Consider the following 26,311-nt stretch of genomic DNA (forward strand, 5'->3'; position numbering starts at 1 on the left):
TACTTCGTGCGAGTGAGGGGTGCTCCATGGGCCGGTCCGGTCACACCGAGCTGAGTGGTTACGCGGAGCGGCTGATCCGCGGCCGACGCGCCGTGCGTGCGTTCCGGCCCGACGCCGTGCCCCCGGAGACGATGCGTGCGGTCTTCTCGCTGGCCGGCGCCGCGCCGTCCAACTCCAACACGCAGCCGTGGCGGGTGGAGGTGGTCAGCGGCGCACCGCGCGACCGACTGGCAGACGCCCTGCAGGCGGCCCACGCCGCCCGCCGCACCTCCGCCGACTTCCCGTACCGCGAGGACATGTACGCCCCGATCCAGCGGGAACGGCGCGCCGCCTTCGGCGCCGAGCTCTACGGCGCGCTGGGTATCGGCCGCGACGACGCCGCGGCACGCGCGGCCTACGACGCCGAGAGCCTGCGGTTCTACGGCGCACCGCACGTCGCGTTCCTCTTCGTCTCCTCAGACCGTGCCGACGCGCGCCCGGCCGCGGATGTCGGCGCCTATCTGCAGACGCTGCTGCTGGCGATGGCCGCGTACGGGGTGGACAGCTGTCCCCAGGGGCTGCTGAGCTTCTACGCCGACACCGTGCGCGGCGAACTCGGCGTCAGCGGAGGGAAGCTGCTCGTCGGGGTCTCGTTCGGCTACGCCGAAGCCGCCGCACCGGTGAACCGCGTCAGCACCGGACGCGTGGCACTGACGGCGACCACGACGTTCCACGACTAGGAGACCGGGACGACGGCGACGATCCGGCCGCCCGCCAGGAAGCACAGCCGCTCGGCCCGGGTCCGGTAGCCCCAGGCCCGCACCCGGTGGAAGCAGAGGTCGGCCGGTATCGGCGCCTCCCGCAGGTCCGCCACCAGGGCGTCCCCGGGGAGCGCGGCCGCCGCCGCGGCCCGCAGTGCGTCACCGGCCGTGGCCCACTGCCGCGCCGGGGCCGAGAAGACCCAGGGCTCGCCCGTGTTGGGCAGGAAGTGGTGGAGGGCGGACCGCACCCGGCTCGCGAACCGGGCGCCGTCCACACCGCCGTCCGCCGTCGCCGCCCGGCGCGCCGCACCGCGGGCGGCCCGGGCGAGGACGAGCAGCAGGTGCGGCAGCGATTCGGCGAGCAGGGACACCTCCGGCCATTCGGCGAGCCGCTCCGCGTCCCCCGGGACGGAGACGACATGGCCCCACTCCCCCGTCTCCCGGTCGATCCGCACCTGCACGGAGACCGGGTCGCGGCCCCGGTCCAGCCAGGCCACCGGCCAGAACGAGCCCGGGCCGCCGACCATGTCCACCAGCGTCGGCGAGTGCCGGTCGGCCACCGCACCGGGGCGCAGTTCGACCGGCTCCAGACCGGCGATCCGGACGCCGGTGAGCTCCCGCAGCACGGCGCGCACCTCGCCGGGCAGCGGCACCGGCCAGTCGTCCAGCTCCGCCTCGGTGCAGCCCCCCTCCAGGACCACCAGGCCGGGCAGCTCCGCCGCCAGGGCGCGCAGTTCGGCCACCGCCCGCTCGGGAGCGTCGCCGGGGACGGCGGGCCGCTCGACCGGGCGGCCCAGGAAGTCCCCGCTGACCAGGCTCCGGACCAGCAGCGCCCGCCCGTCGCCGACCAGGGTGAACGAGACCTCGCTGCCGCTGGTGTCCGCGGTGGCGTGCGCGGTCGAGTAGTACGGCTCCCAGCCGAGCGTGCACGGGTAGCCGGGCAGTTCCCGCAGGTCGACGACGTCGGTCAGACTGTCGCCGGGGCCGGCCAGCCGGGCGAGCCCGGGATCGGCGGCCGCCGCCCGCAGCGAGGGCACGGCGAGCACCGTCGAGGCACCGGCCGGCTGCTGCCAGGCGTCCTCACCCTCGGCCAGCCGGCCGGCCAACTCCGGCAGCCAGCCGACGAATCCGGGCGCCTCGACGACGCTCTCCTCGTCCCCCCAGGGTTCGAGGCGCAGCACCGGGCCCCAGTCGGCACGCGCCGCCGCCCCGACGCCGACCACCAGCTGCCCGCCCTCGTAGCCGGTCTCACCGACGACCAGGTAGCCCTCGCCCGGTGCCTCCCCGCCGACCGGACCGAAGGCGTAGGTGCCCCACTCCTCGCTCTCGACCCCGCCGACCTCGCGCAGCACCGCGCGGCAGGCCGCCGGCACGAAGACCGGCCAGGCGTCCATCTGTTCGTCCGTGAAGCCGCCCAGCAGCTCGATCCCACCGGACGGTTCCCGCGCCAGCGCGCGCAGCGCGGCCAGCGCCTCGCGGGCCCCGCCCACCCCGTCGTCCGTCGTCGTCATACCGCTACCGCCTGCCCCGTGCCCGTGCTGGTTCCGTTCCGATCACTGCGGACGGCAGCCTAACGACCTGCACCGACAATCGCTCCTCCGGGCGGCCCGGCCCCGACACACGACCGGGCCGCCCCCCTCGCGCGCCCGCCGTTCGTCCGGCCGACGGCCCGTCAACAGTGCTGCCCGGGCCACCCGGAGGAGCCCTGCGCCCTCGGCACCCCCGCCGTTCGGCGGGTGTCGTCCGCACCACCCCGAAAAGTGGTGCGTGCCGGATCGACCGCACCCGCTCCGGGCCCCGAGGATCAAGACGTGAACGAATCCGTACCCAGCACCCGTCGGCGCCGGGGGGCGCTCGCCACCGCGGTGGCCGCGCTCCTCGCCGCCCTGTCCCTGCCCGTCACCGGCGCCGCCGCGGCCACTGGCGCCCCGGTACCGCCCGTCCCCTCCCGCTACACCCAGCAGCGACTCGCCTGGCAGCCCTGTGTGGAGGCGCCCGAGCTGGAGTGCGCCACGATGGCCGTCCCGCGCGACTGGCACCACCCGAAGCGCGGTCCGGACCTCTCCGTCGCGGTGTCCCGGCACCGGGCGGACGACCCGGCGAAGCGGCGCGGCACCCTGCTGATGGCCGCCGGCGGCCCCGGCGGGGCGGGGCTGCTGCGGCCGGGCAGCTTCGTGCGCGCGGCGCCGGCCGTCGGAGCCGCGTACGACGTGGTGGGCTTCGACCAGCGCGGGGTGGGCCGGAGCACCCGGCCCGTCTGCCAGACACCGGAGGAGTTCCAGGACTTCTTCGCCGGGGACTTCCGCGACGACGACCCGGCCGCCCGCGCCCACGTGATCGACAACTCCCGTCGCCTCGGCGCCGACTGCGCGCGGCGCAGCGGCGGTCTGCTGCCGTTCCTGACCACCGAGCAGACCGTCCGCGACCTCGACCTCTTCCGCGCCCTGCTCGGCGAGCGGCGGATCACCTACTACGGCCCGTCCTACGCGACCATGATCGGCGCGTACTACGCGACGCTCTTCCCGCGGCGGGTGGAGCGGATGGTGCTGGACAGCAACGTCGGCTTCGACGGCAGCTGGGAGCGGTTCCAGCTGGGGCAGCCGATGAGCTTCCAGCGCCGCTTCGAGGAGGACTTCCTGCCCTGGTTGGCGGCCCGGGACGACACGTACCACTACGGCGCCACCGTCGCCGAGGCCGGGGCCCACTGGGAGCGGCGGCGCGCGGCCCTGCACGACGGCCCGCTCGTCGACGGCGCCCTGACGGTCGGCCCCAACCAGCTGGACAACGGCACCGTCCAGGCCGTCTACCGGGCGAGCGACGGATTCCCCGCGCTGGCCACCGCCCTGACCGCACTGGACGATTGGCCGGGCGCGAGCCCGGCCGCCCGGGAGACGGCGCGGCAGGTCTTCGGCCAGTACCTGAGCCCCGGGTTCCTCGCCGAGTACTTCGCCGTGACCTGCAACGACACGCCCTGGACGGGTGATCTGGACACCTGGGTCGCGCGGGGCCGCGAACTCACCGCCCGTTGGCCGCTGGCGGGCGCCCGGACGCTGGCCTTCGCCGCCGTGTGCGCCACCTGGCCGGCGCCGACCGCCTCCCGGGTGCGGGTGACGGGGGCGGGCCTGCCGCCCACGCTGATGCTCAACTCGGTGCACGACCCGGCCACCTACGACGAGGCGGCCCGCTCGGCCCACCGGGCCTTGCGCGGCTCCCGGCTGGTGACGGTGACCGGCAGCGGCGACCACGGCCAGTACCCGGGGTCCAACGCCTGTGTCCGCGAGGTCGTCGAGTCCTACCTGCTCGACGGCCGCGTCCCCGCCCGTGATCTCAGCTGCCCCTCCCCGCAGTCGGGTTGACCGGCACCCAGGCGCCCCCCGGCGCCGGGTGCGGTCCGGGCGGACGGGTGGTGGCCCCGGCCTGCCCGGAGTGCGGGGGTGGCCACGGGGCCCGGCGGCCACCCCCGCATCCTCGGCGGATCGGAGCCGGCTGAGCTCAGGGGCGGTCGAGGGTGATGGAGTTGACCGGGCCCAGGTCGGCCCAGACGCCGTTCTGGGCGGCCATGTCGTAGTTGCAGTTGGTGCCGTTGTAACCGAGGCACAGGCGGGCGTGGGCGCCACCGGTCTGGTTGTTGAGGACCCAGTGCCAGCCCGTCTTGTTGCTCAGGTTGTGGGCTCCGTAGCTGTAGAGGACATCGGTCGGCGGGGTGGAGGTGGGGGCGCCCTCGCCGTAGATGCAGACCGCTCCGGACGGGCAGCCGTCCCAGCTGCCGGCGGCCTGGGCGCCGGTGGCACCCAGGGTGGTGACGGCGGCGGTCGCCAGGGCGAGCGCGGCGGCGGCGTGCAGGATCCTGCGCATGTGGTTCTCCCTCTGGGGTCGCGGGGGCCGGCGGTGAGTGATCCGGCCACTGATCAGCAGCGTAGGAGCGGTGCGGCGGCAACGGTCCCTGACGGATGACAGGGTGTGGCGGGCGGCGGGGCGCGCGGAACGACACGCACGAGCAGCCCCGGGAGCAGCCGGGTGGCCGATACCGGTACCGGTCGGCGTGAAGTCCGAACAGGGTCAGCGCGGGGTCGCGAAGGTGTCGCAGTCGCTCATCGAGCCCGTGCGGTAGCCGGCGGTGAACCAGGCCTGGCGCTGCGCCGAGGAGCCGTGCGTCCAGACCTCCGGGTCGATCCGGCCGGTCGCCTGCTTCTGGATCCGGTCGTCGCCGACGGCGGCCGCGGCGTCCAAACCCTGGGCGATGTCCTGGTCGGTGAGGGTGCTGATCAGCGGCCGGCCGGTGGAGGCCTGCGGGGTGGTGGTGGCGTGGTGCGCCCAGACCCCCGCGTAGCAGTCCGCCTGGAGTTCGAGCTTCACCGAGGCGCTGTTCTGGCCCTGCCGGTCCCCGCCGACCCGCTGGGTCGTGCCGGTGAGGTTCTGGATGTGGTGCCCGTACTCGTGGGCCACCACGTACGCCTCGGCGAAGGGGCCGCCGCGGGCGCCGAAGCGGGTGGAGAGCTCGTCGAAGAAGCCGAGGTCGAAGTAGGCCTGACGATCGCCCGGACAGTAGAACGGGCCGACGGCGGACGTCGCCGCGCCACAGGCGGTGGAGACGCGGTCGGTGAACAGGACCGTCTCGGCGGGGCGGTAGGGCGTGCCGTGCCGGGGCAGTTCGCCCCGCCAGTACTCCTGGAGGCTGTTGGTGACGGCGACGATCCGGCAGTCCTGACGGCGGTTCGCGTCCGCGCCGCTCCGGCAGACCTGCTGCACCTCGCCGGCGGTACTGGGGCGCGCGTCCGCACCGGGACCGCCTCCCTCGGAGAGACCGAGCAGGCTCGGGTCGACCCCGAAGAGCACCGCGACCAGCGCGATCAGCAGGCCCGCCGCGCCACCGCCGATGGCGACCCGGCCTCCCGGGCGGCCGCGCCGGTCGTCCACCTGCGAGGTGTCGAGGTCCCCCTGCTCGTCGAACTGCATGTCCCTCCGTCCGTCGCACCCGCCGCGACCCGGGTGCGGCCGCCCGGCCACGGTAGCCCGCCGGACCACCCCGGCCGGGGCAGGACGCGCAGGTCAGAACGGGTCTGCCGGACCCGGCCGCCGGGGTGAACCAGCTGAGCCGGCTCACCCACGTCGCCGGGCCCGGAACCCCCCGCCCGCCCCGCGCCCCGCACCCCGGCAGGCCCCACCCTCGACCGTCTCGACCCCCTCCACCGGCGCCCCCGGCCGCGGGCGTTCCGCACGCCGCCCCGCCCCGCGCGGCCGCCCGAGCAGCACTCCCACCAGCACCAGCAGCAACCCGCCCGCCTGGACCGGCCCCAGCTCCTCTCCCGCCACCGCCGTACCGAGCAGGACACCGGTCATCGGGTTGAGCAGGCCGACCAGGCCGACCGTCCCGGCCGGCAGGTGCCGCAGACCGGCGAACCACGCGACGAACGCCAGCGCCGTGGCCACCACGGCGACGTACCCGAACGCCAGCAGCTCCGCCAGGGCGGGCACCGGCGGCACCCCCTCGGCAACCGCGGCCGCCGGGAGCAGGACGAGCCCGCCCGCGATCAGCTGCCAGGAGGTCGAGGCCAGGACGTCCGCACCGTCGCGCCAGCGGCCGGCGAGGACGTAACCGAAGGAGGAGACCAGCATGGCGGCCATCGAGGCGGCCAACCCGGCCGGGCTCACCGCACCCGCCCGGCCGAGCACCATCAGCCCGACCCCACCCAGCCCCACCAGCGCGCCGACCAGGTGCGCGCGGGCCGGCCGCTCGGCCACCAGGGCCCAGGCGATCAGCATCATCGCCAGCGGGGAGGCCGCCATGACGGTCGAGGCGACGCTGGTGGCGAGCAGTTGCGAGGCGACGTAGAGCAGGACGAAGAAGACTCCTGTGTTGAGCAGTCCGAGCACCGCCGAGCGCCACCACCAGGCCCCGCGCGGCAACCGCCGGGCGAGGGCGAGCAGGATCAGGCCGGCCGGCAGGGCCCGCAGGGCGGCACCCCAGAGCGGGCGGTCCGCCGGGAGGAACTCGCGGGTGACGTAGTAGTTGGCACCCCAGGCGACCGGCGCGACGGCGGTCACCAGGATCCACCGAATATTCGCTTCCATGGAAGCAATATAACTTCCCAGGAAGCTATCCGGCTAGGATGGCGCCATGGAACAGCAGCGCGACCCGCTCGGACCGCCGCCCGGAGACCCGGACCACGTGGCCGCCATCCAGGCCGAATGGCGGCGGGAGCGGCCCGACCTCGATGTCTCGCCGCAGGCGGTGATCGGCCGGCTGCACCGCCTCGCCGCCCGCCTCACCGACGAGCTCAGCCTGGTGTACGCCCGCTACGGCCTCGGCGAGGGCGAGTTCGACGTGCTCGCCGCGCTGCGCCGAGCCGGCACCCCCTTCGAACGGGCCCCCGGCGAACTCGCCGCCCACACGATGGTCACCACCGGCGCCATGACGAAGCGGATCGACCGCCTGGAGCGGGCCGGGCTGGTCACCCGCCGTCGCAGCGACGAGGACGGGCGCGGGCGCGTCGTCGCACTCACCCCGGCCGGCCGGCGATTGATCGACGAGGCGTTCACCGCCCACATGCGCAACGAGCACCGCCTGCTGGAACTGCTCACTCCCCAGGAGGCCACCGCCCTGGAGGGCCTGCTGACCAGCTGGCAGTACCACCTGGACCACCCCCCGAAGTCCACCGAGGCCTGACGAGGATCCGCCCGCCCTCCCCGGGAAGCCCCGACGGGCCAGAACTCCGACGGGCCAGGGCTCCGACGGCCCAGAACTCCGACGGCCCAGGGCTCGGCAGCTGAGGAATCGGCAGCTCAGGCCTCGCCGGCTCCGGACGCCGGCGGCGTCAGACCGGCGTCCGCCAGGATCCGCGCCACGGTCTGCTCCAGGGTGCTGTCCTCGCCGACGACCTGCTCCGCACCACCGGGCAGCAGATCGCCCCCGACGTACCAGCCGGTCATCTCCTCGGAGCCGAACTCGGCGGCCTGCGGCCGCAGCGAGTGCCGGCGCAGAGTCTCCGCCAGGTCGACGTCGAGGTAGTACAGCAGGGTGCGGCCGCGGTGGTCCGCGGCCAGCCGCCCGAGCATCGGGCCGTACCGCGCGGCGGTCAGGATGCCTTCGACGACGACGTGGAAGCCGTGGTCGAGGGCGTAGCGGGCGACGGTGTCGATCAGGCCGATCGAGGCGCAACCGTCCGTGTCCCGCTCCTGCAGCACGGTCCGGCGCAGGTTGTCCTGGCCGACCAGCGCGAACTTCCCCCGCCCGCACCGGGCCCGCAGCTCGGCCGCGATGCTCGACTTGCCGGATCCGCTGTTGCCCCGCAGGACGATCAGCACGGTGTGCTCACTGCCTGTCATCCACCCCACGCTAGTGGACGCCGCCGGAGCCCGCCGGGCACCGCCGCGATGCGGACGGGCCGGCCCGTCGCCGCACCGGCCCAGTGGAATGCGGGTGATCCCGCCCCTCGGCCCGCGATACGGTCCGCCGCATGACGACCTTGTGGTGGGACATCGTGTTGATCGGCGGAGCCTCGGGCATCGGGAAGAGCCGGGCAGCCGCGCGACTGGCCCGGGAGACGGGCGCGTTCGTGGTGGAGTTCGACGACGTGGTCAGCGCCGTCCAGGAGATCACCACAGCCGCCCAGCACCCGGGGCTGCACCACTTCGACAGCCCTGACCCTGCCGAACCCCGCACAGCGGAGCAGGAGTTGCAGCTGCAGATCGCGACCGCCGAGGCGCTGGAGCCCGCCGTCCTCGGTGTCGTCCGCAACCGCCTGACGGTGGACGTGCCCGCCGTCGTCGAGGGCGACTACCTCACCCCGGCCGCCGCCGCCCGGGCCGTCGAGGCGGGGCGGGCGGCCGGGCGCCGCGTCCGGGCGGTGTTCCTGCACGAGCCGGACGCGGCCCGGATCACCGCCAACTACGCCGCCCGCGAGCCCGGGTGCGGCCCGCAGGTGCGGCGGGCCGAGGTCGGCGCCCGGTACTCGCACTGGCTCGCCGAGCAGGCGGACCGGTACGGCCTCCCGGTGGTCGACTGCCGCCCGTGGGACACTCTCGCGGTCCGCCTCGACGAGGCGCTCCGCACGCCCTCGGACCGGCCGGGCCTTCAGCCCCCCGCGCCGCGTACGTCCGGCCGGGTGTCGTAGGCGTCCCGGGCGGCGAGCACCTCGGGCATGTTCTCCTCCGCCCAGGCCTTGATCGACCGCACCACCGGCAGCAGTCCGGCCCCCAGCGGCGTCAGCGCGTAGTCGACCCGGGCGGGCACCGAGGGCGTGACGGTGCGGGTGAGCAGGCCGTCCCGCTCCAGGGCGCGCAGGGTCTGGGTGAGCATCTTCTCGCTGACCCCGGCCAGTCGGCGGCGCAGCTCGCTGTACCGCTGCGGGCCGTCGGCCAGCGCGTTGACGAGGAGGCTGACCCACTTGTCGCCGATCCGGTCGAGCAGTTGCCGCGCCGGGCACTGCGCGAGGTAGGCGTCGAAGCTCGCGCGCTCGGCCGAGCGGCGCTGGGCGGCGGTCATGGTGGCCATGGGCTTCCCTCCCCGTACGGTACGCACTTCGCGGTGCGTGCTTCCGACCGGAGGGCAACTCTCCCTAGCGTGGGTGCCGTTGGCAAGTCCGATCGCCCCGGGACCGCCGGGTCCCGCCGCCCTCCCCGAGGAGTGCCCCGTGCGCGCCGTCGTCGTCCGCAGCCATGCCGGTCCGGAAGCCCTGGAGCTGGTCGAGGTGCCCGTCCCCGAGGCCGGCCCTGGCCAGGTGCGGGTCCGGGTGTCCGCCGCCGGGGTCAATCCGGTGGACGCCGTGACCCGCTCCGGGGCCCTGGTGGCGGCGGGGCTGATGGCACCGCGCGAGGTGACCGGGCTGGGCTGGGACGTGGCGGGCACGGTCGACCGGGTGGGCCCGGGAGTGTCCGGCTTCGGCCCGGGCGACCCGGTGATCGGTCTGCGCGACCGCCTGGACGTCCCGCTCGGCACCTACGCCGAGTACGTGGTGCTGGACGCCTCGGCGCTCGCCCCGGCCCCGGCGGGGGTGCCGGCCGTCGAGGCGGCGACGCTGCCGCTGAACGGACTGACCGCCGCCCAGGCACTGGACCTGCTCGGCCTCCCGGCCGGCGCCTCGCTGCTGGTGACCGGCGCGGCCGGCGCGGTGGGCGGCTTCGCCGTCGAACTCGCCGCCCTGCGCGGCCTGCGGGTCGTGGCCCTGGCCGGTGCGGCGGACGAGGCGCTGGTCCGGGGTCTGGGGGCCGAGTGGTTCGTGCCGCGCGGTACCGCCGATCCGGCCGCCGCCGTCCGGGCGCTCGTCCCGGGCGGGGTGGACGGCGCCCTGGACGCCGCCCTGCTCGGGGTGGTCGCACTCGGCGCCGTCCGCAACCGGGGCAGCTTCGTCACCGTGTCCGGGGGCGCGCCCCAGGGCCTGCGCGGCATCCGGGTCGCCACCGTCTGGATCGCCGCCGACGGCCCGGCGCTCGCCGAGCTGTCCGCCCTCGCCGCCGCGGGCCGGCTCACCCTCCGGGTCGCCGCCACCCACCCGCTGGCCCGGGCCGCCGACGCCCACCGCCGACTGGCCGGCGGCGGCCTGCGCGGCCGGCTCGTCCTGGTCCCCTGACCACCGCCGGCGCGAGAACGGAGCGACCTCGGCCCGCTCTACCACCGCACCGACGGCGCCATCGGCCACTACACCGGTCTCGCCGACACCACCGGCCACCTCACCGCCTTCCAGGCCGGCCCCGACACCGTCCCCGCCAACGCCGGCTGGGCCTGAACGCCATCCAGCTGCCGTGGCCCCGGTCCCCGTCCCGCCCCCGGCGTGACGGCACGAGGGCCGGCGAACAGCGGGTCGTCGGCCCTCGTCCCGGGCGTCGGCGTGCGGACGACGGCGGAACTACCCGCGTGAGGCGTGCCGTTGGCGGAGCCAGGCGAGGGCACCGATCAGGCCGACCGCGCCGCCGGCGCAGAGTTTGACGGCGCCCTTGGCAAGCAGCCAGCCGATCCCGGGGGCGGTCCAGCCCAGCCAGTGGAGGACGGCCAGCAGGACCGCCACCGCCCCCAGCGCCGCCAGGACGGTCACCACCACCGCGGCCCCGGTGGAGAGTTCGGTCTCCCCGGCCGTGGTCGCCCGTATCTCGTTCGTGCCCCCATCATCCATGGGAGCGATCATAATCCGGCTCAGCGCGGGGCGTGGTGGGTGTCGCCGCTGTGCTCGCCGGTCTCGTGGTCGGGGAAGCTCACGGCCAGCGTGACGCGGTACTCGTAGACGTCGTCGCGGTGCCCGGGCACCCGGGCCCAGGCCAGCGAGTGCACCTCCGCCTCGGGTGCCTGGCGGCACCACGCGGCCGCCTCCTCCAGTGCCCGGGCCGCCGAACGGCCGGTGCAGACCACGGCGGTGTACGCCGCGACGGCGACGTCGCCGCCGCTGCGCCCCGCCCGCGAGACCGCCCGGACGGCGGCGGCGGCATGGGTCAGGTCACGGGCCAGGTCGTCCACGACCCGGGGCGGCGCCGGGAGGACCGGCCCCTCCGCCACGGTCTCCGGCAGGTTCGTGCTCACCGTCTGGGCCTCCATCCGCCTGGTCTCGGGATCCGCCGATTGCGGGATCCGCCTGGTCACCGGCCCAAGGATGCCGGGCCGCCATTCCTGGCATGACCACTTTCACCAGAACATCACCCGTCCGGGGAGCTGAGGAAGGAGAGCTCGACACCGACCGCCCGGTACTGGTAAAGGACTTGCGTCGCATCGGTCCTGGTCAGACCCTCCCGTCCCGGGCGCCGCCGGGAGCCCGGCCGCACGTGCGCGTACCACCCCCGCACCCCGGACCGCCGGTCCGACCGCCGGACGCGCCGGGTCGGGCTCGTGACGCAGCTGTGCAACTCCCGTTTCCGGAACGGGAAATACCGGACCGGCCCGGCCACTAGGATCCCTGGAGCACCACAGTCCGCCGCACCGGCGGACGCCGGACGAGGGGGTCCCATGCAGCTCAAATCAGCGGTCCGGTACGGGCGTCGGCAGCTCTGGCTGCCCGCGTTGGCCCTCGCGGGCGTCGCCGTGGCCGGCTGCTCGTCCTCCGGCGGGGCGACGGCCGCGCCCCCGCCCACCACACCCGGCGCGGCCGCGCCCACGGCGGCGACGACACCCGGATCCAGCGCCTCCGCGCCCGCCCCCGCGAGCACCGGAGCACCCACCGCCGCGCCCGCCGGGCGGCCGGCGGACGCCTGCACGCTGCTGCAGTCCCCCCAGGTCGTCGCGGCGGTGGGCACCTCGGGCCCGTTCCGCGGCACCCACCCCGACCCGGCGAGCGACGGCAGCCCGGTCTGGGGCTGCACCTGGGGCTCGCCCGACTCCTACGCCTCGATCCGCGAGACCACCCCGACCGCCCTGGCCTCGGCCAAGGCGGACGGCCAGCTCCAGGTCACCACCCTGCCGGGGGTCGGCCAGGAGGCGGTACTGACCCAGCGTAAGGACGGCACCCACCCGAGGGCCCTCTTCGTGGCCGGCGGACGCGTCTACGCCGTCGAGGTGGTGAAGGACCGCCGCCCGGGCGACGGCGTCAACGCCCCGGCGGAGGCGCTCGCCGAGAGCGGGCTGGCGATGGTGCTGGCCAAGTCGCTCGGCGGCTGAGCCCACGGCGAACCGGCGGCCCCCGAACCGGCCGCCGGGGGGACGCCGGGCGGCGCAGCCGGTTCCCTCCGGGGCGTGAACGGCGCCGGGCGGGGGCCTGCGGGCGGATGCGGGTACGGCACGGGCGTTCACAGAATGACGCCACCGTGCCGTACCCGGTACTCCCCCGAAAGCCAAGGCGGACCGCATGAGCCGACTCCACCCATCCACGCCCCCGGACCGCCCGCGCGACACCCCTCCGGGGGGCCGAACGCCGGTGTCACACGCCGCCACCGCCCTGCTGGGCGGACTGGCGCTGCTCGCCCCGGCCCTGGCCGGTTCGCTGGTTACCCCGATACCCGCGCACGCCGACAACCCCACCGTCTCGGTGAACAGCCTGCGCACCGGCTGGGACGCGGCCGAGCCGGGCCTGGGCCCGGCGCAGGTCTCCGGCTCGGACTTCGGCCGGCGCTGGTCCACCGCCGTCGACGGCGCCGTCCTCGCCCAGCCCCTGGTCGCCGGTTCGACCGTGGTGGTCGCCACCGAGACGAACCACGTCTACGGCATCGGCGCGACCGACGGCCGGATCCTGTGGCAGCGCGTGCTCGGCACACCGGTCCCGTCGTCCACCGCCTGCCTCTCCCCCGGCACCGGCATCACCTCGACGCCCGTGTACGACAAGTCGACCGGCACGGTCTACCTGGTGGCGAAGTCCACCGAGGGGGGCGCCCACTTCTCGGTGCACGCGCTGGACGTCGCCTCGGGCGCCGAGCGCGGCGACTGGCCGGTCACCGTCCAGGGCTCGCCGGTGAACAGCCCCGGGGTCCCGTTCAACCCGGGCACCTCGGCGCAGCGCGCCGGGCTCCTGCTGCTGGACGGGGCGGTCTACTTCGGCTTCGCCTCGGACTGCGGCGTCGGGACGTACGTCGGCCACGTCGCGGGCGTCCACACCGGGACCCGCAAGCTGACGCTCTGGTCCACCCAGTCCGGCTCGGCCTCGCAGAACGCGGGCGTCTGGATGAGCGGCGGCGGCCTGGTCTCGGACGGCGCCGGGAGGATCCTCCTCGCCACCGGCAACGGCGCGGGCACGGGCTCCTCCCCGCCGAAGGGCCCCGGCGACAAGCCGCAGGGCCACTTCGCCGAATCCGTCGTGCGGCTGGGTGTGAACGCCGACGGAAGCCTCACCCCGAAGGACTTCTTCAGCCCGACCGACAACCGGGACATGGACCACGGCGACGTGGACCTCGGCTCCGGCGGGCCCGCCGCCCTGCCGTCCGGCTTCGGCACGACCGCCCACCCGCACCTGCTGGTGCAGGTCGGCAAGGACGGCCGGATCTTCCTGCTGGACCGTGACCGGCTGGGCGGCATGGGCCAGGGCCCGAACGGCACCGACGCCGCGGTCGGCACGACCGGCCCGTTCAAGGGCGTCTGGGGCCACCCGGGGGTCTGGGGCGGGGACGGCGGCTATGTCTACCTGGTCGAGAACTACGGCTCGCTGCGCGCGCTCAAGTACTCGGTGAACAGCGCCGGGAACCCCCAGCTGACCAGCGCGGGCACCAGCGCCGAGGGCTTCGGCTACGCGTCCGGCTCCCCCGTGGTCACCTCCAACGGGACGGCCTCCGGTTCGGCGCTCGTCTGGACCGTCTACTCCGGCAGCGGTCCGGGCGGCCAGAACGGCGAGCTGCGGGTGTACGACCCGCTGCCGGTCAACGGCGCGCTCAAGCTGCGCCGCAGCTTCGCGCTCGGCACGGTGAGCAGGTTTGCCGTGCCCGCCACGGACGGCGGGCGGGTGTTCGTGGGCACCAAGGACGGCCACCTGGTCGCCTTCGGCCGCGCCGCCGCCTGACACGGTTCCAACCCGGCGCGCCGCCCCCGGATGCCGCTCCGGTCCGACAGCGCCGCCTCCCGGCAGCGCCGCCTCCCGACAGCGCTCCGGCCCGACCGCCCGGTGGCCGGTCAAACCCCCGGCCCCGGCCCGTCACCCGTTCGAGCGCGATTGTCCGCACATCGCGCGGGTTGGACCGGCGGCCGGGCCCGGCGGCTCGTAGCGTCCTGACCCACGGGGCCGCGCGGCCCACCGCGCGCGTGCGCTCCTCCCACCCGCCCTCTCCCGAGGAGGAATCCCGATGAACCGCACCGCCGCTCCGCTGCCCACCCCCGCCGCCGCACCGCCCGGGCGCCCGGCCGACGCCGCCCCGAAGCCCGCCTGGTCCGCACCGGCGGTCGAGTGCCACCGCACCGGCGCCGAGGTCACCGCCTACGCCGGACGGGCCGCCCAGTGGCTCAGCCGCTGACCCGCGAGCGGTTCGCGGCCAGGCTGTACGACCTGCGGGAGCGCTACTGGGACAGCCACCCGTTCCATCTGCGCCTGCACTCCGGTGGCTGCACGCCACCGGAGTTGCGGCGCTGGGTCGCCAACCGCTGGTACTACCAGCTCTGCCTGACCCGCAAGAACGCCGCGATCATCGCCAACTGCCCGCTCCCGGAGGTCCGCCGGACCTGGGCCGAGCGGCTCGCCTACCAGGACGGACCGGCCGCGCCCCTGCCCGGCCCCGAGCGCGGCGCACCGGCCGGGGGCGCACCGGACGCCACCGCACCCGCCGAGGGCGGCCTCGCCGACTGGCTGGTCCTCGCCGAGGCGGTCGGCCTGGACCGCGCGGAGGTCACCGACGAACGGCACGTCACCCGCGGGGTCCGCTTCGCCGTCGACGGCTATCTGCACTTCTGCCAGACCAGAGCGTGGACGGAGGGCGTCGCGGCGGCCCTCACCGAGATGTTCTCGCCCGACCACATGGCCCAGCGGGTGACCGCCTGGCGCACCCACTACGACTGGATCGACCCGGCGGGGTACGCCTACTTCGAGCACCGCATCCCCACCGCCCGCAAGGACAGCGCCCGCACCCTGGAGCTCGTGCTGGACCACTGCGTCACCGCCCACCAGCAGCAGGCCGCCCTCGACGCCCTGGCCTTCAAGTGCGAGGTGCTGCGGGCCATGCTGGACGCCGTCGACTACGGGGCCGACCGGTGACGACCGCCCAGGCCGCCCAGGCCGCCCCCGCCGCCCAGGTGCCCGGCCTGCGGCGCGGGGTGCGGCTGGTGCACGACCCGGTCCGCGATCGGGCCGCCCTGCTCTACCCCGAGGGCGTCCTGCTGCTCAACGACACCGCGGCCGCCGTACTGCGCCACTGCGACGGCCGGCGCGACACCGCCCTGATCACCGCCGGGCTCGCCGCCGAGTACGACGGGGTGGACGACGGGCAGGTCCGCGAGCTGCTCGCCGACCTCGCCGAGCGCCGGCTGCTCACCCTGGACGGCTCCGGCGCACCCGCACTGCCGTACCCGGCCACCGGCCTGCCGGGCGCGGCCGTCCGGGCGCCGGCGCCGTTCGGCCTGATCGCCGAACTCACCTACCGCTGCCCGCTCCAGTGCACCTACTGCGCCAACCCGGTCGAACTCGCCCGCTACCGGGACGAACTGGACACCGACCAGTGGCTGCGCGTGCTCGACCAGGCCCGCGGGCTCGGCGTCCTCCAGGTCCACCTCACCGGCGGCGAGCCGCTGCTCCGCCGCGACCTCGCCCGGATCGTCGCCCACGCGCACGACCTGGGCCTCTACACCAACCTGGTCACCAGCGGGCTCCCGCTGGACGAGCCGCGTGCCACCGCGCTCGCCGGGGCGGGCCTGGACCACGTCCAGCTCTCCCTCCAGGACGCCGACCTGCGCCGCGCGGACGCCGTGGCCGGCCTCGCCGCGCACGAGCGCAAGCTCGCCGCGGCGGCGCTGCTGACCGGCGCCGGGCTGGCGCTGACCGTCAACGCCGTGCTGCACCGGGGCAATCTGGCCCGGCTCGGCGCCCTCGCCGACCTGGCCGTGGCGCTCGGCGCCGACCGGGTCGAGCTGGCGCACACCCAGTTCTACGGCTGGGCCTGGCAGAACCGGGCGCACCTGGCGCCGAGCGAGGCCCAGGTCCGCCAGGCCGAGCTGGACGTGGCCGCCGCCCGGGAGCGCCACGGCGGGCGGATCGAGATCGTGCACGTCGCGGCCGACCACCACGGCGGCGCCGTGAAGCCCTGCATGGACGGCTGGGGCCGCCGGCAGCTGGTGGTCGCGCCCACCGGTGACGTGCTGCCCTGCCTGGCCGCCGCGCAGCTGCCCGGTCCGGCGCTGCCGAACGCGGCGACCGACGGGCTCGCCGCGATCTGGCACGACTCGCCGCTGTTCAACCGGTACCGGGGCACCGACTGGATGCCGGAGCCCTGTCGCGGCTGCGCGCTGCGCGAGGCCGACCACGGCGGCTGCCGCTGCCAGGCCTTCCAGTTCACCGGGGACGCCGGCGCCACCGACCCGGCCTGCCGCCTCTCCCCCGACCACCACCTGGTCACCGGGCCGGTCCCGGCGGCCACCCCGGCCCCCGTGCCCCGGAGGACGCGCTGAAGATCCGGATCCTGGGCACGGCCGCCGGCGGCGGACTGCCCCAGTGGAACTGCGGCTGCGAGGGCTGCTCCACCGCCCGCCGCACCGGCGCCGCCCGCAGCCAGGACTGCCTGGCGGTCAGCGCGGACGGCGTCGCCTGGTACCTGGTCAACGCGTCGCCCGACCTGCGGAGCCAGCTGCTGGCCGCCCCGGAGCTGGCGCCGGCCGCCGGCACCCGGGACACCCCGCTGCGCGGCGTCCTGCTCACCAGCGGCGAGCTCGACCACACGCTCGGCCTGTTGACCCTGCGGGAGGCCGCCGGGCTGAGCGTGCACGCCACCGAACCGGTCCGTGCCGCGCTGCACGGCGCCTTCCCGGTCGGCCCGCTGCTCGCGCCCTACACCGAGGCCCGCTGGCAGTCCGTCGCGCCGGGCACCGCCTTCGACCTGGCCGGCGGGCTGCGCGCCGAGCCGCTGGCGCTGGGCGGAAAGCGGCCGCGGTACGCCACCGACCTGCCCGGCGAGGCCTGGGACGGCCGGGCGGACTGGGTGACCGGCTACCGCTTCACCGCCGCCGGGAGCCGGTCGAGCGCGGTGTACGCGCCCGGACTGGCCGCCTGGACGCCGGAGCTCGACCAGGCGGTGGCCGGTGCGGCCGTGGTGATCCTCGACGGCACCTTCGCCACCGACGACGAACTCGCCGAGCGCACCGGCGGCTCGCGCTCCTCCCGCGGCATGGGCCACCTGGCGGTCCGGGACTCGCTGGCCCACCTGGGCCGCCACCCCGGCCCGCGCTACCTCTACACCCACCTCAACAACACCAACCCGCTGGCCCACCCGGGCTCCCCCGGCGCCGCCGCCCTCGCACCGGCCCTGGCGGCGGCGGGCGCGGCCGTCGCCGAGGACGGTCAGCTCGTCGAGTTCTGAGCCCCGGCGCCGCTCCCCGGCCCGCCGGGTAACGCCGGGCGCACCCTCGCCACCTGCCCGTTCACCGGACGGTGGGGCCCGGGACAGCCGCTGCTCACCCGGGTCCGGTCAGACCATCGTGATACTAATCATTCCGGTAACACGAACTGTCATGCACTGGCAGGCACGATGGTGACAGCCCGTCCGTTCCCCCGGGGTCCGGACGGTGACGGGGAGGGCACGGCATGAAGGCACGGGTCGACAGCGGACGACAGACGGGGCGCCGGATACGGCTGGGCAAGCGGGTGACCGGGACGGCCGCCGCGTTCACCGCGCTCGCGGCCCTGACCGGCTCTCAGGTGACGGGACTCGGCCTCTCCGGTGTCGCGGCCGCCGAGCCGGTGCCGCCCGTGATCGACCCGACCACCTCCGTGGTCGCCACCGCTCCCGGCACCACGCTGCCCGGCTCCGAACTGCCGTCGCCCGCCGGCGGGCCGACCGTGCCGGTCGACGGCGGGGGCGCCGTCCCGCTGCCGCAGCCGCCCACGACCCTGCCGGGCGACCCGTCCGCCGGACCGTTCCGGACCGGGCCCGCCCTGCCGGCGACGGTCTTCGCCGCCTACCGCAAGGCCGAGGCCGCGCTGGCCGTTCGCTCGCCCGGCTGTCACCTGCCGTGGCAGCTGCTGGCCGCGATCGGCGAGGTCGAGTCCGGCCAGGCCAACCGGGGCGGGGTGGACGCCGCGGGGACGACGTACCGGCCGATCCTCGGCCCGGCGCTCAACGGCAACGGCTTCGCCGCGATCTCCGACACCGACGGTGGCCGCTACGACGGCGACCGGCTCTGGGACCGGGCCGTCGGACCGATGCAGTTCATCCCCTCCACCTGGGCCTACTGGGGGGTCGACGCCAACGGCGACGGCCAGGCAGACCCCAACAACGTCTTCGACGCCGCCGAGTCGGCCGGCCGCTACCTCTGCGCGGGCGGCCGCGACCTCGGCAATCCGGCCCAGCTGGACCGGGCGGTCCTCGGCTACAACAACTCGGGCGAGTACCTGCGGACCGTCAAGAACTGGATGGCGCACTTCGGCAGCGGGACGGCGACCACGACACCGGACCGGCCCGCCCCGGCCGGCGCGCTGACCGCGCCGTCACCGTCGCCGACCGTGCCCGCACCGGCGACCGGCCCCACGACGCCCACGCCCCCGGCATCCCCGGCGCCGTCGACCGGCACGCCGACCGGTGGCCCGAGCGGAACGCCGACGGGGGCGCCCACGCCCACCGCGTCGGCGTCGCCCTCGGCCAGCCCGAGCCCGAGCGCCACGCCGAGTGCCACGCCGAGTGCCACCCCGACCGGTACGCCGAGCACCTCGCCGACCGGTACGCCCAGCACCACCCCGACGGCCACCCCCACCGGGACACCGACCGCCACCCCCACCGCCACGCCCACCACCTGTGCCACCCCCACGGCGACGGCGACGCCCACCGACGGCGCGAGCCCGACGGCCATCCCGTCGGCCACCGCCACCGCGACGCCCCCGGCGCCCGGCTGCCCGACGCCGACCGGCACCCCGACCGGCACCCCGTCGGCCACCGCCACCCCGAGTGGCTCGTCCTCGGCCGCCGCCTCCCCGTCGGCCTCCCCCTCGCCCTCGGCGCACTGACCACGCGCCGAGTACGAACCGAGCACGCATGGAGCACGCGTGACCCCGGCCCGGGCGCCCCGATCAGCGGGCGCACCGGGCCGGCGGCCGTTCAGTCCTCGTCGTCCTCGTCCTCCGGGTAGCGGCCGGCCGCCCGGTCCTGCTCCTCCTGGGCCTTGACCGGGAGGTCCGGGTCCCAGTCGGAGGGCCGCGGCCGTTCGGGCCCGTCGGGGCCGAGACGGAGCACCGGCTCGACCCGCACCAGCCGGAACCGCCGGTCGGCCGCCCGGAGTTCGTGTCCGCGCTCGGCGTCCAGCCGGTCGGCGGCGGCGGCGTACCGGGCGCGCTCGTCCTCGCCGAGGTCCGGCAGCAGCCGCGGGGCGAAGTCGCGCAGGTAGGCGGCGAGGCTGTCGCGGGCGGCCTGCGGGGTCTCGTAGGCCCCGGTCATCGGGCCCCAGTGGCCGTCCTCGTACTCGGCGACGGCGCAGTGCACCGGGAGCACGAACACCTTGGGGTAGCGGCTGGAGGCGTGCCGGGCGTCGGCGCGGACGTTCTCGGGGATGCCCCGGCCGGCCGGCACCAGCGTCATCATGTCCAGCCGCAGGATCCCGTCGACCAGGGTGACGTCGGCACCGGGGTCGACGACGAAGCCGTCGACCCGGGACGGCAGCCGGTAGGCCTGGCCGGCGGCGGCCGGGTCCGGGTCGGTGGGGCGCGGCGGTTCGATGCCCTCGGGGCCCGAGCGCAGCACCTGTTCGGCCCGGAAGATCCGGTACTCCCGCCCGGCGACGGTGATCTCGTCGAGCGCCTCCCACTCCATCCGCCGGTACGCCGCCGTGTAGGCGGCCCGCTCCTCGTCGGTGATGTCCCAGGTGGCGGCGAACCGGGCGCCGCGCTCGGCCCGCGCCCAGCAGCGGAACTGGTGGCCGAGGTCGTCGCGGGCCATCTGCGGGGTGGTCGCGCGGTAGCCGAGGATCCGCCAGGTCCCCTCGGGGGTGCGCTCCAGACTGCCGAAGGCGGGCGCCATCATCATCAGGCTCGGATACCGCTCCCGGGAGGCCCACGCCTCCAGACCGGCCACGGCCGCGACCGGGTCGTCGGTGTGCGCGACCCGGATGGTGAGGTGCCCCGGCAGCTGCGCAGCGTCATCGTCCATGCGGCCAGTGTTAGCGGACGCGGTGAGTGGGCCGCAGGGATATCGGGGAAGTGCACCCGACCGGGCAACGGCGGCGGACCGGAGGGCCGTCCGCGCGACCGCGCGGACGGGGAACAGCGGGCGCGGGGCCCGTCCGGGGGGAGATCGGACGGCCCCCGCGCCGCCGGTCGACGGACCGGCCGGAGGGCCGGTCGCGGGCGGTGCGGCGCGGGCGGGCCCGCGGCGCACCGTCAGAGGTGCTTGGCCAGCTCCGGCATCAGGTCCTGGAAGGTCCGCCCGCTGGCCGGCTGGCCGATCGCGGCCATCTGCCAACCACCGGCCGTGCGCTGCACCTTGGCCATGATCTGGGCGGTGTACGGGCCGCCGCCGGTGAGCGTGTACCGGGCCAGCTCGGCGCCGGTCTGCTCGTCGACCAGCCGGCAGAAGGCGTTCTCGACCTCCTGGAAGGTCTGCCCGGTGAAGGAGTTGACGGTGAACAGGATCTGGTCGACCTCGCTCGGCACCCTGGTGAGGTCCACCGTGATCGACTCGTCGTCGGTGGCGTCGCCGGCGCCGCCGGTCAGGTTGTCCCCGCTGTGCCGCACCGAACCGTCGTTGCTGGTGAGGTGCTGGAAGAAGACCACGTCCACCGGCTTGCCGGCGGCGAACAGCACCGCCGAGGCGTCCAGGTCGATCTCCTGCGAGGCCAACAGCTTGGCGAAGAACCCCTTCCGCTGGGCGGCCCGCCAGCCGAGGCCCATCCGCACCACGCCCAGCTGCCCCCCGCCCGGCTTCTCCAGGCTCAGCTTCTGCCCCTTGGCCAGCGAAACGCTCATCGCGTCCTCCTCGTTGCTCCGCCCTGCGTCCTGAATCTACAGCACTGTAGAGATTCCCGGGTGCGCAGGGTCGGTCCTGGGAATCCCCGTACCCCGCTCCTACGATCAACACCACATCATCCGGACACGGAGGGATTCGCGACGACCCACCGGCCCCCCGGCCGCAATTCCGCACGCGGGCTCCGGCGCCGGTCCCGCACGCGGCGCCCGGCGACGCCGACGGCCCCCCGCTACGGCCGCTCCGACGGCCGCTCCAGCCGCACCAGGGCGTCGACCGCGGCAGCGCGCCCGCCGGCAGCCCCGTCGCGGTGTCCGGCCTCCGCGGCCACCGGGCGGAGCACCCGCTCGGCGCGGACGGTCCGCAGCCCGGCGTCGGAGAGGTCGGCGAGCACGTCGTCCGGGGTGAAGAGGACGCGCGGGTCCTGCGGGCCGCCGACCCCTTCGGTGAGGTTGCTGCTGTCGTGGCCGACCACCAGCAGGGTGGCGCCGGGGGCGAGCGCGGCGGCGGCCCGGCGCAGCGCGGTACGACGGTCGGCGGCGGGGAGCTGGAGGTAGGCGACCAGCACCAGGTCGTAGCCCTCGGCCGGGAGCGGGAAGCCGCGGGCGTCGTCGTGGCGCCAGGTGAGCCGGTCGGCGACCTCGTCGGGCAGGTCCGCGGTGAGCCGCTCGGCGCGCTCCAGGGCGACGGCGGAGAAGTCGAGGCCGGTCACCCGCCAGCCCTGCCGGGCGAGCCAGATGCTGTTGCGCCCCTCGCCGGCCGCGACGTCCAGGGCGCGGCCGGGAGTGCGGCCGGTCAGCTCGCCGACCACCCAGCGGTTGGGCTCGGCGCCCCAGACCAGCTCGCTCGCGGCGTAGCGGTCGTTCCAGTCCTGGCTGTCCATGGCTCGTCCTCCGTTCGGCGGGGCTGCTCCGTACGCCACCGTACCGGCGCGGGGGCCGCCGACCGTCCAGCGGGCGGACACCCTTGACGGCGAATATTGGTCCAGTCCAATCTGTGATGTCGTCGATGCGTACGGGCCCGGCCCGACGGTGTCGACGCGTCGTACCGAAGCATGTGTCACCCCGCCCGCGCGCCCCCACAGCGCTCGGCTCGGCTCCCTTCGGCCCACCCGGGCCACCGCACCGCCGGAACCCCCACTCATCCGGAGGACACCGCATGCACGACCGAGTCACGCCCGCGCGCCCCGCCGAGCGCCGGGCCGCCGCACCACGCCGGCGAGCCACCGCGCTGGCCCTGGCGGCCACGCTCACCACCGGCACCGCCGCCCTCGCGCTCTCCCTGAACACGGCCTCCGCGGCGCCCGTCAACCTGCTCGCCAACGCCGGTCTGGAGACCGGCTCGCTGGCCGGCTGGACCTGCGTCAACGGATCCGTCGTCACCACGCCGGTGCACGGCGGGAGCTACGCGCTCAGCGGGGCCGCATCGGCCTCCGACACCGCGCAGTGCCAGCAGACCGTGACCGTGCTGCCCAACACCCAGTACACCCTGTCGGGCTGGGTCCAGGGCAGCTACGTCTACCTGGGCGCGACCGGCACCGGGGTCAACTCCTCCTCCTGGACGCCCAGCGCGACCGGCTGGACGCAGCTGAGCAGCACCTTCACCACCGGCGCCGCCACCACCTCGGTGACGGTGTTCACGCACGGCTGGTACGGCACCGGCACCTACCGGGCGGACGACCTCAGCCTGACCGGCCCGGCCGGGCCGACCAGCAGCAGCAGCCCGACCGCGACCGGCAGCCCCACGGCGACCAGCAGCCCGACCGCGACCAGCAGTCCGACGGCGAGCACCAGCCCGACCGCCTCGAACAGCCCCACCGCGAGCACGAGCCCGACGGCCTCGAACAGCCCGACGGCGACCACCAGCCCCACCGCGACGGCCACCGCCACGGCGACGGGCACCGGCCCGGCCGGGGACGGCAAGGTCACCGTGCCCGGCGGGCTCACCGTCGGCAAGGTCACCGGCAACGCCGTGGTGCTCAGCTGGCAGCCCTCCACGCTGACCGGCGGCGACGGCCCGGTGGCCTACAAGGTCTACTCCGGCAGCCAGCTGGTCGCGACCTCGATGGGCACCTCGGTGGCCGTCAGCTCGCTGCTGCCGAGCACCAACTACCGGTTCACCGTCCAGGGCTACTCGGGCAGCCACGCCTCCGCGCAGTCCGCGCCGGTGGGCACCACCACCGCGCCCGCCCCGGCCGCGAGCCCGTTCCGCTCGGCCTACTTCGACCAGTGGGGCGTCTACGAGAACGCGTACCACGCGAAGAACGTGGACACCAGCGGCGCGGCGGGCAAGCTGGACGTGATCACCTACGCCTTCGCCAACATCCACCCGACCACGCACACCTGCTTCCAGGCCGTGAAGGCCTCCGACTCGGCCAACGAGTCCAACCCCAACGCCGGGGACGGCGCCGGGGACGCCTACGCCGACTACCAGGCCGACTACAACGGCGCGGCCAGCGTCGACGGCAGCAGCGACACCTGGGAGCAGCCGCTCAAGGGCAACTTCAACCAGCTGCGCCAGCTGAAGGCCAAGTACCCGAACCTGCGGTTCACCATCTCGATCGGCGGCTGGACGTACTCCAAGTACTTCTCGGACGCGGCCGCGACGGACGCCTCCCGCAAGGCCTTCGTCTCCTCCTGCGTGGACATGTTCCTCAAGGGCAACCTGCCGACCGGCGTGGCCGGTGACGCCTCGGGCGGCCAGGCCTCGGCGGCCGGACTCTTCGACGGCGTGGACCTCGACTGGGAGTACCCGGGCTCGGCCGGCGGCCACACCGGCAACCACTACTCCGCCGCCGACAAGCAGAACTTCACCCTGCTGCTGAAGGAGTTCCGCACCCAGCTGGACGCCCTCGGCAACGCCCAGGGCAAGCGGTTCCTGCTGACCGCCGCACTGCCCAGCGGCCAGGACAAGATCGCGCAGCTGGAGACCGACAAGATCGGCGCCTACCTGGACTACGCCGACGTCATGACCTACGACATGCACGGCGCCTGGGACGCCAAGGGCCCGACCAACCACCAGGACCCGCTGCACGACAGCCCGGCCGACCCGACCACGCCGATCACTCCCGGCACCCGCAAGTACAACGTGGACACCACCCTCGCCGCGTACACCACCGGCCTGCCGGAGTACGGCATCGCGGGCGGCTTCCCGGCCAACAAGCTGGTGCTGGGCATCCCGTTCTACTGGCGCGGCTGGACGGGCGTGCCGGCCGGCTCGAACTACGGCCTGTACCAGAGCGCGACCGGTCCGACCCCGGCCAAGCCGCTGAGCGCCGAGGCCGGCCTGGCCGCCTGGAAGGAGCTCAACGCCAGTGCGGCGAACACCCACTGGGACCCGGTGACGGAGACCTCCTGGGTCTACGACGGGACCAACTTCTGGACGGGTGACACCCCGCAGGCCATCCAGGCCCGCGGGGCGTACGCCAAGAGCAAGGGCCTGGCCGGGATGTTCGCCTTCTCCCTGGAGAACGACGACGCCTCCGGCACCCTGCTGAACGCGATCGACAGCAGCCTGCGCTGACGCACCACCGGGCAGGGGCCGCGCGGATCACCGTGATCCGCGCGGCCCCTGCGTCACCGCTCCTCGCGACGGGCCCTACCGCCCCGGCACCGGGTCCGCCCCGCCGCGGCGCGCCGTGCCCGGGCGGCAGCGGAGCAGCCGGCCGGCGGTCAGCCGCGCCCCGCGCACGGCGCCGTGCCGGTGCAGCGCCTGGACGGCATAGGTCGAACAGGAGGGCGTGTACGGGCAGCAGGCCGGTCGCCGGGGGCTGATCTCGCTCCGGTAGTACCGCACCGCCCCGTACAGCACGCCCGCCGCGAAGCCGGCCGGGGCGGGCGCCGACGGATCGGCGGCCGCGCCGCGCCGTCCGCGGCCGCCACCGAGGGCGAACCGCAGGCCCGCGGCCATCATCACCGGGACGAGCGCGATCAGGCACGGGTCCCCGAGGTCGCAGCAGTCACAGGCGTCCGAGCAGTCGTTGTCGTTCTTCTTGCCCTTCCGCCGCTGGTACGCCCGCCACTCCTCGCGCTGCTTGCGGCGCCGGCGGCGCTCCTTCTCGGGCAGCCACCACCAGGCGACCTGGGGGCGTCGGGGCGGGTAGGGCGCGCCCTGCTGGGGCGGCGGGTAGGTCACGACTGACGATCCTCTCGATGCGCCCGACGGGACCGACCCCCGACGGCCGGATCAGATTATCGAAGGAACGCCGGTCCGCGTGACGCTCAGTCGCCACCGCCCAGGGTCGGGAACAGGTCGGTGAACGTCTGCGTGGTCACCGAGACGCTCCGGCCGAACGGATCGTCGAAGTCCCAGATCAGGAAGAGCAGGAAGGCGATCAGCGCGCTGAACGCCCCCGCCAGCAGCAACTCCCGCGGCGAGCGCCGGATCTGCAGCGCGAACACCATGCCCACGGTCACCACGGCTCCGACGATCAGGCCGAACCAGACCACGCCCGGCATGGTCGGCCCGGCGTTCTGGCCGCGGGCGCTACGGGCGTCGTCGACGGTGCTGATCCGGTCCATGATCGGCTGGTAGGCCTGGGCCTCCAGATCGCTGGCCGGCGTGCGGGTGGCGACGTCCGTACGGAGCTTGTCGAGTAACTCGGTGCCGCGCTCGGAGATCTCGCCGTGCTCGCGCATGTACGTCCACTCGGTGTCGACCACGCAGGAGACGTAGGCGTCCACATCGGCGCGGACCTTGTCGCGGAACTCGACCGGGTAGATCTGGGCGCGCTCGCTCACCTCGTGCAGCGACTGCGCCTCGCGCGCCACGTCGTCCTGGGCGGCGCCGCGCGCCTCCCAGACGCCGGCGATGGCCAGGCCGAGCACGATCGCGTAGACCACGCCGATCATCATCGTCATGTACTCGATGACGTCGGGCGTCTCGTCGGTGTCCTCCTCCTCACTGACCCTGCGGTGCCTCAGCAGCACCACCGCCACCACGACGGCGCAGGCCGCCGACATGGCGATGGCCAGCGCCAACCACTCGGACATGGGAACTCCCTTCTTCAGCTCGGGTTCTCTGTATCGGGCCCGGCCGTCACCCGTTCACCCGACGACCGGGCGGTCGGAGGCGGCCGGCCGGGCCGC

26 protein-coding genes are annotated in these 26,311 nt (G+C 75.4%); 13 read left to right on the plus strand and 13 right to left on the minus strand.

Features of this window, described 5'->3' with window-relative positions; genetic code table 11:
- Positions 1-26: 26 nt before the first annotated feature.
- Positions 27-719, plus strand: coding sequence for a nitroreductase (locus tag ACIF6L_RS16500; protein ID WP_396487620.1), 693 nt, complete (start codon positions 27-29; stop codon positions 717-719).
- On the opposite strand, the gene ACIF6L_RS16505 is transcribed toward ACIF6L_RS16500, so the two are convergent.
- Positions 716-2,251 (minus strand): hypothetical protein, encoded by a 1,536-nt coding sequence (locus ACIF6L_RS16505; RefSeq protein ID WP_396487622.1) that lies wholly within the window; start codon positions 2,249-2,251, stop codon positions 716-718. The two genes, ACIF6L_RS16500 and ACIF6L_RS16505, sit on opposite strands and share 4 nt — an antisense overlap.
- Positions 2,252-2,551: 300 nt before the next feature.
- Here ACIF6L_RS16505 and ACIF6L_RS16510 point away from each other — a divergent pair, with 300 nt between their 5' ends.
- The gene (locus tag ACIF6L_RS16510; RefSeq protein ID WP_396487623.1) at positions 2,552-4,096 is read left to right on the plus strand and encodes an alpha/beta hydrolase; all 1,545 of its coding nucleotides are present in this window, start codon (positions 2,552-2,554) and stop codon (positions 4,094-4,096) included.
- A gap of 136 nt (positions 4,097-4,232) precedes the next feature.
- Here ACIF6L_RS16510 and ACIF6L_RS16515 read toward each other — a convergent pair whose 3' ends face one another.
- From ACIF6L_RS16515 to ACIF6L_RS16525, 3 genes are all read right to left on the minus strand, one after another.
- Positions 4,233-4,595 (minus strand): hypothetical protein, encoded by a 363-nt coding sequence (locus ACIF6L_RS16515; RefSeq protein WP_359810005.1) that lies wholly within the window; start codon positions 4,593-4,595, stop codon positions 4,233-4,235.
- A 204-nt stretch (positions 4,596-4,799) separates the two neighbouring features.
- Complete coding sequence (locus ACIF6L_RS16520) at positions 4,800-5,696, minus strand: neutral zinc metallopeptidase (RefSeq protein ID WP_396487626.1); 897 nt, start codon at positions 5,694-5,696, stop codon at positions 4,800-4,802.
- A gap of 144 nt (positions 5,697-5,840) precedes the next feature.
- Positions 5,841-6,812 (minus strand): EamA family transporter, encoded by a 972-nt coding sequence (locus ACIF6L_RS16525; RefSeq protein ID WP_396487627.1) that lies wholly within the window; start codon positions 6,810-6,812, stop codon positions 5,841-5,843.
- A 46-nt stretch (positions 6,813-6,858) separates the two neighbouring features.
- Here ACIF6L_RS16525 and ACIF6L_RS16530 point away from each other — a divergent pair, with 46 nt between their 5' ends.
- The gene (locus ACIF6L_RS16530) at positions 6,859-7,407 is read left to right on the plus strand and encodes a MarR family winged helix-turn-helix transcriptional regulator (RefSeq protein WP_396487628.1); all 549 of its coding nucleotides are present in this window, start codon (positions 6,859-6,861) and stop codon (positions 7,405-7,407) included.
- A gap of 116 nt (positions 7,408-7,523) precedes the next feature.
- On the opposite strand, the gene ACIF6L_RS16535 is transcribed toward ACIF6L_RS16530, so the two are convergent.
- Entirely contained in the window at positions 7,524-8,066 is a 543-nt protein-coding gene (locus ACIF6L_RS16535) for an AAA family ATPase (RefSeq protein ID WP_396487630.1), read from the minus strand.
- Positions 8,067-8,197: 131 nt separating this feature from the next.
- On the opposite strand from ACIF6L_RS16535, the gene ACIF6L_RS16540 reads away from it, so the two are divergent.
- Positions 8,198-8,854: an AAA family ATPase gene (locus tag ACIF6L_RS16540; RefSeq protein ID WP_396487631.1), complete on the plus strand. Its 657-nt coding sequence runs from the start codon at positions 8,198-8,200 to the stop codon at positions 8,852-8,854.
- Here the strand turns inward: ACIF6L_RS16540 and ACIF6L_RS16545 are convergent.
- Complete coding sequence (locus tag ACIF6L_RS16545; protein ID WP_396487633.1) at positions 8,815-9,234, minus strand: winged helix-turn-helix transcriptional regulator; 420 nt, start codon at positions 9,232-9,234, stop codon at positions 8,815-8,817. The genes ACIF6L_RS16540 and ACIF6L_RS16545 overlap by 40 nt on opposite strands.
- A gap of 139 nt (positions 9,235-9,373) precedes the next feature.
- On the opposite strand from ACIF6L_RS16545, the gene ACIF6L_RS16550 reads away from it, so the two are divergent.
- The gene (locus ACIF6L_RS16550) at positions 9,374-10,309 is read left to right on the plus strand and encodes an NADP-dependent oxidoreductase (RefSeq protein ID WP_359809984.1); all 936 of its coding nucleotides are present in this window, start codon (positions 9,374-9,376) and stop codon (positions 10,307-10,309) included.
- 276 nt (positions 10,310-10,585) lie between these two features.
- Here the strand turns inward: ACIF6L_RS16550 and ACIF6L_RS16555 are convergent, their stop codons facing one another.
- Complete coding sequence (locus ACIF6L_RS16555; RefSeq protein WP_359837639.1) at positions 10,586-10,849, minus strand: hypothetical protein; 264 nt, start codon at positions 10,847-10,849, stop codon at positions 10,586-10,588.
- Between the two features lie 20 nt (positions 10,850-10,869).
- Positions 10,870-11,250, minus strand: coding sequence for a hypothetical protein (locus ACIF6L_RS16560; protein ID WP_329491226.1), 381 nt, complete (start codon positions 11,248-11,250; stop codon positions 10,870-10,872).
- A 420-nt stretch (positions 11,251-11,670) separates the two neighbouring features.
- Between ACIF6L_RS16560 and ACIF6L_RS16565 the strand changes: the two genes are divergently transcribed.
- The 7 genes from ACIF6L_RS16565 (at position 11,671) to ACIF6L_RS16595 (ending at position 19,276) form a co-directional block, all read left to right on the plus strand.
- Entirely contained in the window at positions 11,671-12,318 is a 648-nt protein-coding gene (locus ACIF6L_RS16565; RefSeq protein WP_396487635.1) for a hypothetical protein, read from the plus strand.
- A 256-nt stretch (positions 12,319-12,574) separates the two neighbouring features.
- Entirely contained in the window at positions 12,575-14,143 is a 1,569-nt protein-coding gene (locus ACIF6L_RS16570) for a PQQ-binding-like beta-propeller repeat protein (protein ID WP_396487637.1), read from the plus strand.
- Positions 14,144-14,423: 280 nt separating this feature from the next.
- On the plus strand, positions 14,424-14,591 hold the full coding sequence (gene pqqA, locus ACIF6L_RS16575; RefSeq protein ID WP_396487639.1) for a pyrroloquinoline quinone precursor peptide PqqA: 168 nt from the start codon (positions 14,424-14,426) through the stop codon (positions 14,589-14,591).
- Positions 14,576-15,325, plus strand: coding sequence for a pyrroloquinoline quinone biosynthesis protein C (locus ACIF6L_RS16580; protein WP_359837644.1), 750 nt, complete (start codon positions 14,576-14,578; stop codon positions 15,323-15,325). The genes pqqA and ACIF6L_RS16580 overlap by 16 nt, the downstream gene beginning before the upstream one ends.
- Positions 15,322-16,731, plus strand: a complete 1,410-nt coding sequence (gene pqqE / locus ACIF6L_RS16585) for a pyrroloquinoline quinone biosynthesis protein PqqE (protein ID WP_396487641.1) — start codon at positions 15,322-15,324, stop codon at positions 16,729-16,731. Before ACIF6L_RS16580 ends, pqqE begins: the two co-directional genes overlap by 4 nt.
- An 11-nt stretch (positions 16,732-16,742) precedes the next feature.
- Positions 16,743-17,636 carry a pyrroloquinoline quinone biosynthesis protein PqqB gene (gene pqqB, locus ACIF6L_RS16590; protein WP_396487689.1) on the plus strand — a complete coding sequence of 298 codons (894 nt, stop codon included), beginning with the start codon at positions 16,743-16,745 and terminating at the stop codon, positions 17,634-17,636.
- A 224-nt stretch (positions 17,637-17,860) separates the two neighbouring features.
- Positions 17,861-19,276, plus strand: a complete 1,416-nt coding sequence (locus ACIF6L_RS16595; protein ID WP_396487643.1) for a lytic transglycosylase domain-containing protein — start codon at positions 17,861-17,863, stop codon at positions 19,274-19,276.
- A gap of 91 nt (positions 19,277-19,367) precedes the next feature.
- On the opposite strand, the gene ACIF6L_RS16600 is transcribed toward ACIF6L_RS16595, so the two are convergent.
- The 3 genes from ACIF6L_RS16600 to ACIF6L_RS16610 form a co-directional block, all read right to left on the minus strand.
- A complete protein-coding gene (locus ACIF6L_RS16600; protein WP_396487646.1) occupies positions 19,368-20,411 on the minus strand; it encodes a DUF5954 family protein in 1,044 nt (347 codons plus the stop codon).
- A 230-nt stretch (positions 20,412-20,641) separates the two neighbouring features.
- A complete protein-coding gene (locus ACIF6L_RS16605) occupies positions 20,642-21,226 on the minus strand; it encodes a TerD family protein (protein ID WP_329491221.1) in 585 nt (194 codons plus the stop codon).
- A gap of 230 nt (positions 21,227-21,456) precedes the next feature.
- Positions 21,457-22,107, minus strand: coding sequence for a class I SAM-dependent methyltransferase (locus ACIF6L_RS16610; protein WP_396487648.1), 651 nt, complete (start codon positions 22,105-22,107; stop codon positions 21,457-21,459).
- Between the two features lie 275 nt (positions 22,108-22,382).
- Here ACIF6L_RS16610 and ACIF6L_RS16615 point away from each other — a divergent pair, with 275 nt between their 5' ends.
- Complete coding sequence (locus tag ACIF6L_RS16615; protein WP_396487649.1) at positions 22,383-24,746, plus strand: glycosyl hydrolase family 18 protein; 2,364 nt, start codon at positions 22,383-22,385, stop codon at positions 24,744-24,746.
- A 75-nt stretch (positions 24,747-24,821) separates the two neighbouring features.
- Here the strand turns inward: ACIF6L_RS16615 and yidD are convergent, their stop codons facing one another.
- Both yidD and ACIF6L_RS16625 read right to left on the minus strand, forming a co-directional pair.
- A complete protein-coding gene (gene yidD / locus ACIF6L_RS16620) occupies positions 24,822-25,358 on the minus strand; it encodes a membrane protein insertion efficiency factor YidD (protein ID WP_329491218.1) in 537 nt (178 codons plus the stop codon).
- Positions 25,359-25,444: 86 nt separating this feature from the next.
- On the minus strand, positions 25,445-26,215 hold the full coding sequence (locus ACIF6L_RS16625; protein WP_396487651.1) for a DUF4239 domain-containing protein: 771 nt from the start codon (positions 26,213-26,215) through the stop codon (positions 25,445-25,447).
- Positions 26,216-26,311: the final 96 nt, after the last annotated feature.

The organism is Kitasatospora sp. NPDC086009, from assembly GCF_044540385.1.
Lineage (GTDB): Bacteria > Actinomycetota > Actinomycetes > Streptomycetales > Streptomycetaceae > Kitasatospora.